At 42.5% G+C, this 13,874-nt stretch carries 18 protein-coding genes; 4 read left to right on the forward strand and 14 right to left on the reverse strand.

Annotated features, from left to right (window positions below):
• Window positions 1-2 precede the first annotated feature (2 nt).
• Genes fabZ (DLJ48_RS02200) through fabZ (DLJ48_RS02245) form a run of 10 tightly spaced genes read right to left on the reverse strand, consistent with a single transcriptional unit; the run spans window position 3 to window position 7,061 of the window.
• Window positions 3-440 carry a 3-hydroxyacyl-ACP dehydratase FabZ gene (gene fabZ, locus DLJ48_RS02200; protein ID WP_128685513.1) on the reverse strand — a complete coding sequence of 146 codons (438 nt, stop codon included), beginning with the start codon at window positions 438-440 and terminating at the stop codon, window positions 3-5.
• Entirely contained in the window at window positions 437-925 is a 489-nt protein-coding gene (gene accB, locus DLJ48_RS02205) for an acetyl-CoA carboxylase biotin carboxyl carrier protein (RefSeq protein ID WP_128685515.1), read from the reverse strand. The genes fabZ (DLJ48_RS02200) and accB overlap by 4 nt, the downstream gene beginning before the upstream one ends.
• Window positions 925-2,160: a beta-ketoacyl-ACP synthase II gene (gene fabF / locus DLJ48_RS02210; protein WP_128685517.1), complete on the reverse strand. Its 1,236-nt coding sequence runs from the start codon at window positions 2,158-2,160 to the stop codon at window positions 925-927. Before fabF ends, accB begins: the two co-directional genes overlap by 1 nt.
• 26 nt (window positions 2,161-2,186) lie before the next feature.
• On the reverse strand, window positions 2,187-2,918 hold the full coding sequence (locus DLJ48_RS02215; protein WP_128685519.1) for a 3-oxoacyl-ACP reductase family protein: 732 nt from the start codon (window positions 2,916-2,918) through the stop codon (window positions 2,187-2,189).
• A gap of 14 nt (window positions 2,919-2,932) precedes the next feature.
• Complete coding sequence (locus tag DLJ48_RS02220) at window positions 2,933-3,874, reverse strand: ACP S-malonyltransferase (protein ID WP_128685521.1); 942 nt, start codon at window positions 3,872-3,874, stop codon at window positions 2,933-2,935.
• Window positions 3,870-4,826 carry a nitronate monooxygenase gene (locus tag DLJ48_RS02225; RefSeq protein WP_128685523.1) on the reverse strand — a complete coding sequence of 319 codons (957 nt, stop codon included), beginning with the start codon at window positions 4,824-4,826 and terminating at the stop codon, window positions 3,870-3,872. Before DLJ48_RS02225 ends, DLJ48_RS02220 begins: the two co-directional genes overlap by 5 nt.
• Before the next feature lie 5 nt (window positions 4,827-4,831).
• Window positions 4,832-5,083 carry an acyl carrier protein gene (locus tag DLJ48_RS02230; protein WP_128685525.1) on the reverse strand — a complete coding sequence of 84 codons (252 nt, stop codon included), beginning with the start codon at window positions 5,081-5,083 and terminating at the stop codon, window positions 4,832-4,834.
• A gap of 30 nt (window positions 5,084-5,113) precedes the next feature.
• Window positions 5,114-6,085, reverse strand: coding sequence for a beta-ketoacyl-ACP synthase III (locus tag DLJ48_RS02235; RefSeq protein ID WP_128685527.1), 972 nt, complete (start codon window positions 6,083-6,085; stop codon window positions 5,114-5,116).
• Window positions 6,072-6,578, reverse strand: a complete 507-nt coding sequence (locus tag DLJ48_RS02240) for a MarR family winged helix-turn-helix transcriptional regulator (RefSeq protein ID WP_243148648.1) — start codon at window positions 6,576-6,578, stop codon at window positions 6,072-6,074. The genes DLJ48_RS02235 and DLJ48_RS02240 overlap by 14 nt, the downstream gene beginning before the upstream one ends.
• 18 nt (window positions 6,579-6,596) lie before the next feature.
• On the reverse strand, window positions 6,597-7,061 hold the full coding sequence (gene fabZ / locus DLJ48_RS02245) for a 3-hydroxyacyl-ACP dehydratase FabZ (RefSeq protein ID WP_128685529.1): 465 nt from the start codon (window positions 7,059-7,061) through the stop codon (window positions 6,597-6,599).
• Between the two features lie 265 nt (window positions 7,062-7,326).
• Here fabZ (DLJ48_RS02245) and DLJ48_RS02250 point away from each other — a divergent pair, with 265 nt between their 5' ends.
• Both DLJ48_RS02250 and DLJ48_RS02255 read left to right on the forward strand, forming a co-directional pair.
• Complete coding sequence (locus DLJ48_RS02250) at window positions 7,327-8,316, forward strand: biotin--[acetyl-CoA-carboxylase] ligase (RefSeq protein ID WP_128685531.1); 990 nt, start codon at window positions 7,327-7,329, stop codon at window positions 8,314-8,316.
• Window positions 8,309-8,842 carry a biotin transporter BioY gene (locus tag DLJ48_RS02255; protein WP_128685533.1) on the forward strand — a complete coding sequence of 178 codons (534 nt, stop codon included), beginning with the start codon at window positions 8,309-8,311 and terminating at the stop codon, window positions 8,840-8,842. The genes DLJ48_RS02250 and DLJ48_RS02255 overlap by 8 nt, the downstream gene beginning before the upstream one ends.
• A 262-nt stretch (window positions 8,843-9,104) precedes the next feature.
• On the opposite strand, the gene DLJ48_RS02260 is transcribed toward DLJ48_RS02255, so the two are convergent.
• Together DLJ48_RS02260 and DLJ48_RS02265 are read right to left on the reverse strand one after the other, a co-directional pair.
• Window positions 9,105-9,320: a hypothetical protein gene (locus DLJ48_RS02260; RefSeq protein ID WP_128685535.1), complete on the reverse strand. Its 216-nt coding sequence runs from the start codon at window positions 9,318-9,320 to the stop codon at window positions 9,105-9,107.
• 94 nt (window positions 9,321-9,414) lie between these two features.
• Window positions 9,415-10,050, reverse strand: a complete 636-nt coding sequence (locus tag DLJ48_RS02265) for a thymidine kinase (RefSeq protein ID WP_301711393.1) — start codon at window positions 10,048-10,050, stop codon at window positions 9,415-9,417.
• Window positions 10,051-10,078: 28 nt separating this feature from the next.
• Here DLJ48_RS02265 and DLJ48_RS02270 point away from each other — a divergent pair, with 28 nt between their 5' ends.
• Together DLJ48_RS02270 and DLJ48_RS02275 are read left to right on the forward strand one after the other, a co-directional pair.
• Window positions 10,079-11,440, forward strand: a complete 1,362-nt coding sequence (locus tag DLJ48_RS02270) for a MurT ligase domain-containing protein (protein ID WP_128685538.1) — start codon at window positions 10,079-10,081, stop codon at window positions 11,438-11,440.
• Window positions 11,440-12,174, forward strand: a complete 735-nt coding sequence (locus DLJ48_RS02275) for a type 1 glutamine amidotransferase (protein WP_128685540.1) — start codon at window positions 11,440-11,442, stop codon at window positions 12,172-12,174. The genes DLJ48_RS02270 and DLJ48_RS02275 overlap by 1 nt, the downstream gene beginning before the upstream one ends.
• Here the strand turns inward: DLJ48_RS02275 and DLJ48_RS02280 are convergent, their stop codons facing one another.
• Both DLJ48_RS02280 and DLJ48_RS02285 read right to left on the reverse strand, forming a co-directional pair.
• Window positions 12,175-13,350, reverse strand: coding sequence for a MalY/PatB family protein (locus tag DLJ48_RS02280; protein ID WP_161566096.1), 1,176 nt, complete (start codon window positions 13,348-13,350; stop codon window positions 12,175-12,177).
• 108 nt (window positions 13,351-13,458) lie between these two features.
• Entirely contained in the window at window positions 13,459-13,869 is a 411-nt protein-coding gene (locus DLJ48_RS02285) for a DUF3021 domain-containing protein (RefSeq protein ID WP_128685544.1), read from the reverse strand.
• Window positions 13,870-13,874 lie beyond the last annotated feature (5 nt).

The raw sequence follows: 13,874 nt of genomic DNA on the forward strand, positions 1-13,874 counted from the left end.
CCTCACTCGATCAGAAAAAGTAGCTCTGCGGAACAGGCTTTTTCACCGTCAACCGTTGCCAATGCATGAGCACTGCCAATGTTGTCCTTTAATTTATCTAAAGTCACTTCCAACTTTAAAGTGTCGCCAGGACGTACCATACGGCGGAACTTCACTTTATCCACACCGCCAAAATAAGGCGTTTTCCCTGCAAAACGATCCATTTTCAACAGCGCGATCGCACCGGCTTGAGCCAATGATTCAACAATTAAAACACCTGGCATAACTGGGTTTCCCGGAAAATGTCCTTGAAAAAACTCTTCATTGATCGTGACATTTTTTTGTGCCGTAATGCGTTCTCCTGGCACTAATTCCAAAACACGATCAACCATCAGCATCGGGTATCGGTGAGGCAAAACGGCCTGAATATCAGTCGCTGTCATTACAATTTCTTCTGTCATTTTGATTCCTCCTTTTGTAGCTTGACCAAAGGCTGATCATAGTCAACCATTGATTCATTATCGATTAAAATTTCGCACACTTTGCCGCTGACTGAACTCTTGATTTCCGTCATCATTTTCATGGCTTCAATCAGACAGACAACATCCCCGGCCTGGACTTGATCGCCCACTTTCACATAGGGATCAGCTTTTGGATCAGCTTGCAGGTAAGCTACACCAACTAAAGGCGAGTTAATCGTAGTTGTTTGCTGGTCATCAATTTTTTTAGCAACTTGAGTGTCGGTTTTCGTCGTCGCTAGGTCGTCTGATGGTTCATCCGATGCCGGCTTCGTTTTTGAAACAGGATTCTTTGCTGTTTCGTTTTTAGCATGATTCTCTGTATTCTTTGACAAATAAAGATCAACACCGTTAACTGACAAACTGAATTCACGAATTGAACTTTGATTGATCTGTTCGATCAAATCTTTGATCGTTTTCTCGTCCACTAGTCATCGCTCCATTTTTTGAAAGCCAAAACCGCATTATGACCGCCAAAACCAAAAGAGTTACTAATGGCATAATCGACCTGCGTCTCAGCATTGTCTTCTGTCACCAGATTTACTGGACAGGCTGGATCTTGTTCCGTAATGCCGACATTGACTGGCAGCTGGCCATCGCTTAAAGCCGTAGCAGTCGCAATGGCTTCGATCGCACCGGCTGCTCCCAACAAATGACCCGTCATTGATTTAGAACTGCTGACAAGAACTGACGATGCATCACCAAATAATTGGTTGATCGCAGTTGACTCAGCTGAATCATTAGCACCAGTTGCGGTTCCATGAGCGTTGATATAGCCGACTTGTTCTGTTTGCAAACCAGCTTCTTTGATAGCCAATTTCATAGCTCTAGCGGCTTGTGTACCAGCTGGATCGGGGCTTGTAATATGATAAGCATCTTCAGTTGCACCATAACCAACTAGCTCCCCCAAAATATGGGCGCCGCGTGCCTGAGCATGTTCCAGCGATTCCAAAACTAGTGTTCCAGCACCTTCACCCATAACAAAACCATTGCGGTTTTTGTCAAAGGGCAGCGATGCTTTAGTTGGATCGGTCGACTTGGATAACGTTGAAAGTGCAGCAAAACCGCTAATACCGATTTCATTGATCGAAGCTTCCGAACCGCCTGTCAGCATGACATCTGCACGACCAGACTGAATGACTCTGAATGCCTCGCCAATTGCGTTAGCACCCGATGAGCAAGCTGTCACAATTGTCATACAAACATTTTGTGCATTAAAATGGATGGCCAAATTACCAGAAGCCATATTGGCTATTGAATTAGGTACAAACATTGGTGAAACACGATCATCGCCAAGGTCATGCATACGAATAACTTGTTCTTGAATTGTTGTTAAACCACCAATTCCAGAACCATAAATCACACCAAAAGCTTCCGGATCAGGAGCATTTTCTGTTAAACCAGCCTGTTCAAAAGCTTCTAGGGCTGAATAAACAGCAAATTGTGAAAAACGATCCATTCGTTTCAAATCTTTTTTTCGAAGACGAATGAGCGGATCGAAACCAGCTGCTTCTCCAGCCAAACTAACGCCAGTAGCGCTTGGATCAAAAGTCGAGATCGGGCGAAAACCAACTCGCTGCTGGCGTAAACCTGCAATGAATTCGGCAACCGAACTGCCAAGGGGCGTTACAGCTCCCATACCGGTAATTACTACTCTTGTCATAAGTTCCTCCATTTGTCTAAAATCATTTAAACCATTGTTAAACCGCCGTCAACTGTGACGACTTGGCCCGTTATGTAATCATTTTCTGCTAAAAAAACCGCCGTTTGAGCAACAACTCTTGGTGAACCGAAATCACCTAGCGGAATCTGTTCTTTTAATTGTGCCTGTGTTTTTTCAGCTAAGACAGAAACCATATCCGTCTGGATCATGCCTGGCGCAATCGCATTACAGCGTACATGCCGCCTAGCCGCTTCTCTGGCAAGCGTTTTCGTCATGCCGATTAAACCAGCTTTGCTGGCAGCGTAATTGATCTGACCAATATTGCCTACCAAACCAACAACACTAGCAAGATTAATAATGCTGCCGCTGCGCTGATGATACATAGGCTTTAAAGCTGCTTGGCTAACATTAAAGCTGCCGACTAAATTAACTTCGATCGGGGCTTTAAAATCCTCTAAAGACATACGATTAGCCAACATATCCCGTGTAATTCCTGCATTATTGACCAGTACATCCAGTTGCCCCAAGTGTTCGATCGTTCGGCTGACCAACGCTTGTGCCTGTGTTTGGTCTGCCACATCACCAATGATCGCCAAGACACGTTTGGAATCTGGAAAATGTGCAAGCACATCGTCGGACACTGCTTTGCGGCCATTGATCACAACACGACATCCAGCTGCATAAAAAGCTTCAGCAATTGCTAGACCAATGCCGCGCGTACTACCCGTAACTAAAACTGTTTTACCTTGTAAATCCATCAAATAGGGTCTCCTTAGTTCGATACGCTATTTAAAGCTGAAACTGCTGCATTTAAAGAATCAGCATCGCTAACAGCATAATAGCCTTCAAGTTTCAAAGTTTTTTTCGCAAAACTCGTCAATGAATGTCCAGGGCCTAATTCGATCACGGTCGTGACACCTAAACCACCCATTTGCAGCAGGCAATCTGTAAAACGCGTTGCTTGTACCATTTGTTTGGCCAAAGTCTCTTTGATCGTCTTTTTCGTAAATGCCTGACCAGTTGTATTGCTAATAACTGGTATTTCCGGCTCAGACACAGCTGCTGATTGTAATTCAGTTACAAACTGCTGATTCGCAGAAGCCATCAAAGGTGTATGGAAAGCACCACTGACAGGCAAGTCGACAATGCGTGCGATACCTTGCTTATGCAGCTCGCCAACGGCCAGCAGAACAGCTTTTTTTTCGCCGCCAATAACAGTCTGTTTTGGATAATTGTAGTTAGCCGTTTGCACGATCAAACCAGTTTCGCCAGCAACTTCTTGGCAGACTCGTTCAATCAAATCTGTATCTTGGCTCATAACCGCGGCCATGGCACCTGGAAAATGTTCGCTTGCATCCTGCATCAACTGACCACGTTTTGTGATCAATTGAAAACCGGTTGGCCAATCCAATCCTTTTCCGGCAATCAAAGCACTGTACTCGCCCAAACTCAAACCAGCCAAAGCAACAGCATCAGGCAGCTGCTTTGAAATGACACTATGCAGAGCTAGACTCAAGGTCAAGATAGCCGGTTGGGCAAAACGTGTCTGTGATAAACGCTGATCGCCGCTAGCCCAAAGCTGCCATAGATCAGTGTCGAATTCCGTGCTGGCATCATCGAAAATCTGTCTGAACTGGACTGAATTTTTGTAGAGTGTGTCATCAAGTGGCTCAATTTTCCCACCTTGACCACTGAATAAATAAGCAATTTTAATGAGCGTAGCCCCCTAATGTTTTATCAGCTTGATTTGTGACTTCTTCAAGAATTTCGGCCACAGTCTGTTCCTTATTGACTAATCCAGAAATTTCACCAGCCATGTATGAACCCGTGACTGGATCGCCTGTTTGAACAGCCCTGCGCAGACTGCCATTGCCTAATTCTTCGACACCGCTGAAATCGGGTTCAGTCTTTTGTGCTTCAGTCTTTTCATGGCGAATAAAGTCAACAGACATTTTATTTTTCAATACACGTGCTGGATGCCCCGCATATTTTCCAGTAACTAAAGTATCAATATCCTTGGCTTTTAAAACAGCTTCCTTATATTGCGGATGAATATGGCATTCCTCAGCTACAAGAAAACGCGTTCCCATCTGGACACCTTGAGCACCCAGCATCAAAGAAGCAGCTAAACCACGGCCATCGCCAATACCACCAGCAGCGATGACTGGAATATCAACAGCATCAACAACTTGTGGCACTAATGCCATGGTCGTCATGCGGCCGATATGCCCACCGGATTCCATACCTTCAGCAATCACAGCATCCACACCCTCACGTGCCATAATACGTGCCATCCCTGTGGAAGGTACGACTGGGATCACTCGAATATTTGCTTTTTGAAAACTACCAAGGTATTCTGACGGGTTGCCGGCACCAGTTGTCACAAGAGCGACCGAATTTTTTTCTTCTAAAATGACTTTGATCACTTCTTTAACATGTGGTGATAACAGCATGACATTGATGCCAAAAGGTCTGTTCGTAAGCGACTTGGCTACTTCAATTTCATGACGGACAATATCCGCCGAAGCATGACCGGAACCAATAATGCCCATGCCTCCTGCATTTGAAACCGCTGCTGCCAAACGACCATCAGCAACCCATGCCATTCCGCCTTGAAAAATCGGATAGCGCAAATCCAATGATTTGAAAAATGGGCTTAATTCCATAGTGATTATTCTCCTTTAGGGCTAGCTAACTGTTTCTCAACAAAATCAACCAGATCACCAACTGTGTTCAAGTTCTCTTCAACTTCGATCTTAACGTCCAATTGATCTTCAATTTCATTCATGACCTCAAAAATATCCAGACTATCAGCATCAAGATCCTTCTTAATATCGGTTGTCATTGTGATCTTGCTTTCGTCTTCGCCAGTCTGATCAGCGATAATTGCTTTTACTTTATTGAATAATTCTTCTTTTGACATTTGTATGTCCTCCAAAATTTAATGATGTTTCTAATATTTATAAACAATGCTGCCAACACTCAAACCGGCACCAAAGCCGCTTAAAACTAGCAATTGGCCGGGCTGAATAACAGCAGAACGTACCATTTCGTCCAATAAAATCGGAATACTGGCGGCTGATGTATTGCCATAATGACTGACATTACTGAGAAAACGCTCGGCAGGCTGCTGTAATAGATCGGCTGCCTTATCAATGATCCGTTGATTAGCCTGATGCAGCAGAAAATAATCAACATCAGCCAAATCATTCGGAATTTTATCCAAAGCACGTTTGATAGAAGCCGCCACCTGCCGTGTAGCAAAGGAATAGACAGCGTGCCCATCCATGTGAAAATAACGGCTTTCATGCTTGGGCTGATGCCAAACTTCCGAAGACCATAAGTGTCCAGCAGTTAAAGCATCGGCTTGATCAGCAAAGGTTTTCAAATCGGCAGCTAATAATCTTTTTGGTCCGTCGACAGCCTTTATTAGGACGCCGCCAGCACCATCGCCGAATAACACGGCCGTACTGCGATCCTGCCAATCAATCAATTTCGATAGCGTTTCAGACCCGATCACAACGCCATAATCAGCATCCAGGGTGTTGATCAAACCATCAGCCAGGGTCAGTGCGTAAACGAAGCCTGAACAGGCCACATTGACATCCAAAGCAAAAGCATTAGTTAATCCGGCTGCAACGATGGCTTCAGCGGCCATTGAAGGCGCCATTTGATCCGGACTCATGCTGGCGACGATCACAAATCCAATCTGGTCAGCTGCAACCCCGCTTTGAGCTAATATTTTTTTTAACACATCCCCAGCTAACGAAGCGGTGGTTTCCGACACAGCGATATGGCGTTCAGAAATACCGGTTCGACTATGAATCCACTCATCAGAAGTATCCATGATCTCGGCTAGATCATCATTGGTCACAATTTTTTGCGGCAGCTGGCTAGCAGTTTGTACAATTTTAATTGTCTTCATCAGCCTGACCTTCCTCATCAGCAATCTGTAAAAAAGTCTGCAGATTCAGCATCGAATGTTCAATGATATCGACTTGGTCTGCATCCATGTCCGAGAGAAAGCTCTCAGTCATTTGTCGATGAAAAGATTGGTGAGCGCGGTAGATCAGCCGGCCGCGGCGTGTTAGCCCCAATCGAATGACACGCTGATCATCGGCAGATTGTAAACGAATGACGTAACCTTTACGAACCAATTTATCAACCGATGCCGTTAAAGTACCAGGTGATAAACGCAACTGTCTCGCAACAGCTGTTGTCGTTTTGTGGTCGTACATCGTAATCGCATCGATCGCATGAACTTCTTTTACTGTGATGTCGCGAAACTGTGTTCGTTTCAAATACTTTTCTTCAACTTGCATAATGCCATTGTAGGATTCTATCAGCAGAGCACTGATTTTTTTAATTTTTGAATCATTTAGGTCACTCATCGTCATCGCCTTTTTTTGTTTTGACATTCAAATAATAAAATATCATCAATCGGCTTTGCCGGCTTCAATCGCAGGTGAAGCGGCTTCAGGCGAAACCACGAACAGCAGCTGTGCTTGGCAGATCGTTTCATCGCCAACTAAAGCCGTACAATCAACGACACCCATGTTTTCACGAACTTTTGTGAGTAAAATTGTAAATTCAAGCTGTTCGCCAGGAGTTACTGACCGCTGGAAACGAGCCGAGTGGATTCCGCCGAGATAAGCCGTCTTATGTGCGAATTGAGGTGATTTAAGTATTAAAATTGATGCCGCTTGTGCCAGCATCTCAATCAAAAAGATATTAGGCAGTGCTAACAAGTCTTTTCGGCCATGCATAAAATGCTCATTGATCGTTACATTTTTGACGGCTGTGATCGATTCATCAGGAACAAACTTCGTGACACCATCGATCCAGGCAATTGGATATCTGTTTGGAATTAAATCAGCAATTTGCTGAGCATTCAATAACACCAGACAACCTCCTTAAAATTTATTTCAAACATCAAAGTGTTTGTGTTTTGTATACTAACAAGCGACTAAATAATTGTCAAACTTTTGTCAAAATACCAAACGGTCATTTTAGCCCATAAACCCCCTGTTAACGGCTTAAAAGCACTGAAATTACAAAAAAATTCAACATACTATTTTCTAATAATTTAGTTCAACTATCAAAACAAGTTATTGACAATTGTCGACCTTTAGTTGATAATTGGTTGACAATTGGAGGTGAAACAACATGCCGACTTGGCAGCGTCTACTGGTTTTTCTCAGTTCATATCCCGAAGAATGGTTTTCTGGTACCAAATTAGCTTCCAAACTCTCACTGACTCGCAGTGCAGTCTGGAAAAATATGAAAGTAATTGCAGATAAAGGCTATACTGTCGAAAGCCATCACGGCCTAGGCTACCGATTGATCATGGACGACCAGCTAAACGAGTCATTGATTCAAAACATGCTCACGGTTAATAAAAATCTCACGATCAACGTTTTTGATCAAGTATCTTCTACTAATACTATTGCCAAACAATTGCTGACAACCGATCTCAAAAAAGCAACAGTTGTGATCGCCAACCAGCAGACAGCCGGTTATGGTCGGCAAAATCGGTCATTTTATTCACCGGCCAAAAGTGGGATCTATATGAGTATTGCCCTGCCCTTGATCGATAAAGAAAAAATTGCCGCCGGGCTTTTAACAACAGGAACAGCTGTTGCAGTTGGTCTTGCGATTAAAAAAGTTTTTCATCGGCAAGTTAAATATAAGTGGGTCAATGATATTATTTTGGATAATCGTAAATGCGGCGGCATTTTGACCGAGGCTGTCACAGATTTGGAGTCCGGACGTATCGCGTCGATCATTGTCGGCATTGGTCTGAATCTAACCTTGGATCAAAGCAAAATGCCAAGCGAATTGATCAATAAGGCCGGTCCAATCGCTAAACGCAGCAAATCAAAGCGCAATATATTAATTGCTGAAATTTTGAATCAGTTTTTTCTAATGTACAAAAGCTACCGCACTGGCGCTTTTCTGAAAGACTACCGGAAACATTCGCTCGTACTCGATAAAACTGTCACAGTCGTTGTGAATCGCAAACAGCTGGTCGGTCATGCAGAACAAATTAATAGTCAAGGTGGTTTGATCTTAAAAACAACTGATGGCCAATTGCTGACGATTACAAGCGGTGAAATTACTAAACTAAATCTTCTAGAAGGAAACTATCATGAATAAACAAACTTTAAAAAAAGCGTGCTTGGTTCTCATATTGGCTCTTTTCTTGGGACTCAGCTCACAAATTACAATTCCTTTGGGCTTTGTTCCCATTACAGGGCAAACCTTAGCTGTTGGCCTGATCGCCAGCGTCTTTGGCCTTAGTATCGGTGTTCAATCATTAAGCCTGTATATTCTTATGGGCATTGCCGGTTTGCCATTTTTCGCCGGTGCCCATGCCGGTTTGGCCGTTGTCCTAGGCCCGACCGGAGGTTACATCTGGGGATTTCTACTTTATATCCTCTTGGTGAAACTGATTACAAAGAAGTCGCGATCAACTCTTCAAATCGGCCTTGCTAACGCCTCTGCAGCCCTAGTTCAACTTTTCATCGGTGCCGCTTGGCTCATGCTAGTCACGGGGATCACACCGGCCGCAGCTATCGCTAATGGTGTTTTGCCATTCATCGTACCGGGTCTGATCAAAATCACCATGATCGTCATCGTTGCTAAAACAGTTAGTTCACGTGTGCCAGTTCTCTATCGTTAATTGAATCTAGCATCTAATTCAAGCTAAAAAAACAGACCCTAGAGTCTGTTTTTTTAGCTTGAATGACGCTTTTACGAACCAATACGACCAACAAAATGATAGACAGTAGTAGGTCAATTAATAGCCCCCAAGTATAAGTGAAAAATATGCCAGCTGTTGATGCAAATCTTCCTTGAAAAAAGACTGGGAAAAATGGGCTGATTGTCGACAATAAAATAGCAAGATGGACAACTAATGCTAGACTGACAAGTAAAATGACAGTTTAACCTGCTTGCTTAACTTGTAAAAATAAAGCCAGCAACAACAAAATGACAAGTAACAAAAAAGGCAAAAAGTACGTAGATGTCAAAACCAGCTGCCAATAGTTTTCCTGGTGAGTCGATAAAGTTGCCGCATTGCCATGGCCGCTATGCGTCAAAAAGGTTGATATTAATAAAAGCAAGACCAATATATCAATAGCTACATAATTTTTTTTCATAAAAACTTCTTTTTTTAATTTGACCAAATATTATTATGAACAAGCAAAGTCCACTTGGAATTTTTAAAATAAATGATGTTTTCACATTTGAACTTTAATTAGCAGCATGTTGTTTTGTATCAAACAATTCAGCCAGACGCTTTTGATCAGGATGGTACCAGTGCTTACGGCACACCGGCACATAAGCCTCATCGCCACCAATAAACACTTGATCACCTTCATATTGCGGCTGGCCATCAACAATTCGCAGCTGAGTAATGGCTTTTTTACCGCAAAAAGTACAAATGGTTTTCATCTCTTCTAATTTATCTGCAATCTCAAAAAGTCTTTTTGAGCCCGGAAAAAGATGGTTAAAGGCATCTTGACGCAAGCCGAAAGTCATCACGGGGATATTCAACTCATCGACAATTTGTGCCAACTGGTCAACTTGTTTTGCTGCTAAAAACTGCGCCTCATCAATTAAAATTGCTGCTAAATCATCTGTATTTTTTAAGACTTCAGCAAATAAGTCATCACTTTTATGGATCGCCACAGCTGCACGCTTTAAGCCGATCCGACTGGCGATCACACCAACACCAGCACGGTCATCGACATCAGGCGTCATGAGCAGGACCTTTTTCCCTTGCAGCTCGTAATTGTGAGCCACTTTTAAAATTTCGATCGTCTTGCCAGAGCCCATTGCGCCATATTCAAAAAATAACTGTGTCATGTTTTTAATTATATCAGTGATGTTTTGGCGGCTAGTCTATAATTTATTTATGACTATTAGAAGCAAGTTTGCCCTATCTGCTGGCTTATTCAGTTACACATTTTTACATAAAATACTTCATCGCGGCGGTACTTCACTGCCAGGCAAAATTGCCTATCAATTAGATCCCGATATTCTAAAAGAATTTAGCAGTAAATTACAAACTGTGATCGTGACGGGAACTAATGGCAAAACCTTAACAACTGCGCTCTGTGCTCGTGTGTTATCGAAAAGTAATCGTCTAATCGTGACCAATCCTTCTGGATCTAACATGATCCAAGGTATTGTCGCTGCCCTGTTGGCTCAACGGGGCCAAATCATGGCAGCTTTTGATAAGGGCAGTCTGCCGATCGCTGTTTTAGAGGTCGATGAAGCTAATGTCAAACAAGTCGCGGCAGCCTTGCAACCGACACATTTTGTGTTGACAAACATTTTTCGTGATCAAATGGATCGTTACGGCGAAATATATACCACTTACAAAAAAATTACTGATGGTATCAACACGGCAAAAAAGGCTGAAGTACTGGCTAATGGTGATTCACCGATTTTTGCTAGAAAAACTTATCCGAATAAAGCCGTTTACTTTGGCTTTAGTGATCAGAAATCCAACAAGGATCTACGAGCACCCAATAACACGGATGGTACTTTAGCGCCGACAGACGATCAAGTACTGCATTACCGCTCTTTGACCTATGCCAATTTGGGCGATTATTTCACAAAAGACGGCTCTTTTAAACGGCCTGAGCTTAAATATTCGGTCAGTAAAATAACTCAGCTTACACCAGAAAAATCTGAATTCGAAATCGATAAAAATGCTTTCACCCTACCGCTCGGCGGCCTTTATAATATCTATAATGCTTTAGCTGCCTATTCTTTAGGACGTGAATTTCAAATTAGCAGTCCAGATATCTTTAATGCTTTAAACGCTGATTCGCGTATTTTTGGTCGCCAAGAACAATTGAAAATCGGCAATCATTTGCTGACAATTGTGCTGATCAAAAACCCAGTCGGTGCCAATTCTGTCATTGATATGATGATGACCGACCCTCAGCCTTTTAGTTTGGTGACCTTGTTAAATGCCAATTACGCTGATGGTATCGATACTAGTTGGATCTTCGATGCTGAATTTGAAAAACTGCATCAGACAAAATTAGCGAAAATAATTGTTGGCGGACAGCGTTACAAAGATTTTAGTGTTCGCTTAAAAATGGCCGGCTTTAAAGACCAAATCATTGAGAAGGATTTTGGCAAACTGCTCGATCATATTCAAGCTTTGCCAACAACAAATGTTTACGTTGCGGCCACTTACACAAGTATGCTCATGTTTCGTGCAGAATTAGCCAAAGCTGGATTAGCAAAGGAGAGTTTCTAATGGCTGATTATGAATTGAGAATCGCACATTTATACGGTGATCTTATGAACACTTACGGTGATTACGGTAATGTGATCGCCCTCAAATATTATGCCGAGCAGATCGGCGTTAAGGTCAGTTATACGCTTGTTTCACTTGGCGATGTTTTTCAGGCTAATGCTTACGATTTTGTGCTTTTCGGCGGCGGACAAGATTACGAAGAATCTGTCACTGCTAAAGATCTGCCAAATAAAGCTGATCAGCTCAAAGCGTATATTGAAAACGACGGCTCTTTACTGGCAGTCTGTGGTGGTTTTCAACTGCTTGGACGCACGATGGAATTCGCTGACGGCAGTATCATCCAAGGGATCGCAGTCATGACACACCACACAGTCAATCTGAACTCGACAGAGCTGCGTGATGATATGCGTGGCAAGCGGCTGATCGGGAATATTCAGATTAAAAATAATCAGACAGGTGAAAACTATCATGGTTTTGAAAATCATCAAGGCCGTACTTTTCTCGGCCCAGGCGAACAAGCGCTGGGCACTGTCATCTCTGGCAATGGCAATAATGGTGATGACAAGACTGAGGGTGTGATCTATAAAAACGTCTATGGCACTTACTTTCACGGACCGATCCTGACCCGTAACGGCAACCTCGCTAAACGCATATTAAAAAACGCCTTAAGCAGGCGTTATCCAAAAATTGACTGGCAGAATAAGCTTGCTGCCATTGTGAGTGAAACATTTTAATCAACGATACAACTGATCAAATTTGCTTAAACGCCTTAAGGCATCCGACAAAACTTTACGATCAACGGCAAAGTTCAAACGCATAAATCCCTCACTAGCATGGCCATAATCGGATCCAGCATTTAAGAATAGGTGAGCTTTTTTAGTTAAGCCGTCTGCCAGCTGTCTATCAGTCAAGTGATAACTACAAAAATCCAGCCAAAGAAGGTAAGTGGATTCTGTTTTCATTGGCTTTATTTTTGGCAAATATTTCCCCAAATAATCCAAGGCAGCATCTCGATTGTCCTCCAAATAAGCAGTAACAGCATTTAACCAAGGCAATCCCTGTTCATAGGCTGCGCGCGTTGCGACTAAGCCGAGTGTGTTGATTTCATTTGACTGTTCTTGTTCGATTGCGTTTTGTAAAATTTCTCGATAATGTTCGTTTTTTACAAAGATGAAGGAAACCTTAGCACCGGCCAGATTAAAAGCTTTTGTAGCGGATTTGAAAACAAGCGTCTGCTGCTGAAAAACATGATCAACTTGATCATTTAACATCGAACTGGTTGGTAAATCCGGATAACTAATATCGTTATGAATTTCGTCTGCAAAAATAAGAACATGATGTTTTGCTGCCAATTGCTGTACTTTTAAGAGCTCGTCAGCAGACCAGACCCGGCCACCAGGATTATGAGGGTTGCACATGATCATAGCTGTCATGGCAGAGTCAGAGAAAAATTGTGCCAATTGATCAAAATCGATCGTATATTGACCATCTTTGATCACTAAGGGCAGATCAACTAATTGGCGATGGTTGGCCTCAATAATCGTCTTATAAGGCGGATAGAAAGGAGAAAAAACAAGAATTTTGTCCATTGGTTTTGTCAAATGTCTGATGGCTAAAGATAAAGCTGTTGTCACACTCGGTGATAACAAAATTTGTTTCGCCTGCAAGCTGACCTGATGCCGTTTTTCTTCCCAATCACAAATGGCTTTAAAAAAAGCCGAACTTGCTTCAAAATAACCTAAGACCTTTTCACCAAGAGCTTTTTCGAGCGCCAAACGGATACAAGGAGCTGTGGCAATGTCCATGTCTGCGATCCACATTGGCAACAGTTCATCATCATTTAAATCATGACGAACATTCCATTTTATACAGTTGGTCGCTTTACGCGTCACTTGAGTATCGATTAACAAATTAGTGCCCTCTTTCCAATTAATATGTCAGAGTTTAGCACATCCATCTTGCTAATGACTAAATCATGTTAGCAATCCGGACAAAATAATCAATTCTTCAAATGGCGGCTAGTTCTTTTGCTTGCGTTCCTTTAAAACACGATTGATCTGATTAACTTTCAGCATTAACTTGAACTCGATAACGGCCCAAATACAAATATAAATCAACACAAAACCGAGCCAAAAAGCAGCTTTGTACCAAACGTAAAATAACCAGCCGTTATAAACAACCATGCCGATCACCAAAAGCAAAGTGATACAAAAGTGGCTGACCAAGGCCTGCAAAAAAGACAGGCTTTCCCAATCAAATAAAGCTGAAAGAGTGCCGATCAGACCGCTCATAATCAAGACACTCGCGATATTTCTGCTCGTGGCTGCTACAGGTTCGAAGCGGGTCATTAAAACAATTAAATAAGTGACAGAACCAAAACCCAAGCCGTTAAAAAAATAATTCATGAATGTTTTAAAAAATTTCATCATTAACT

Source organism: Oenococcus sicerae (assembly GCF_004102045.2).
GTDB classification, from domain to species: Bacteria; Bacillota; Bacilli; order Lactobacillales; family Lactobacillaceae; genus Oenococcus; species Oenococcus sicerae.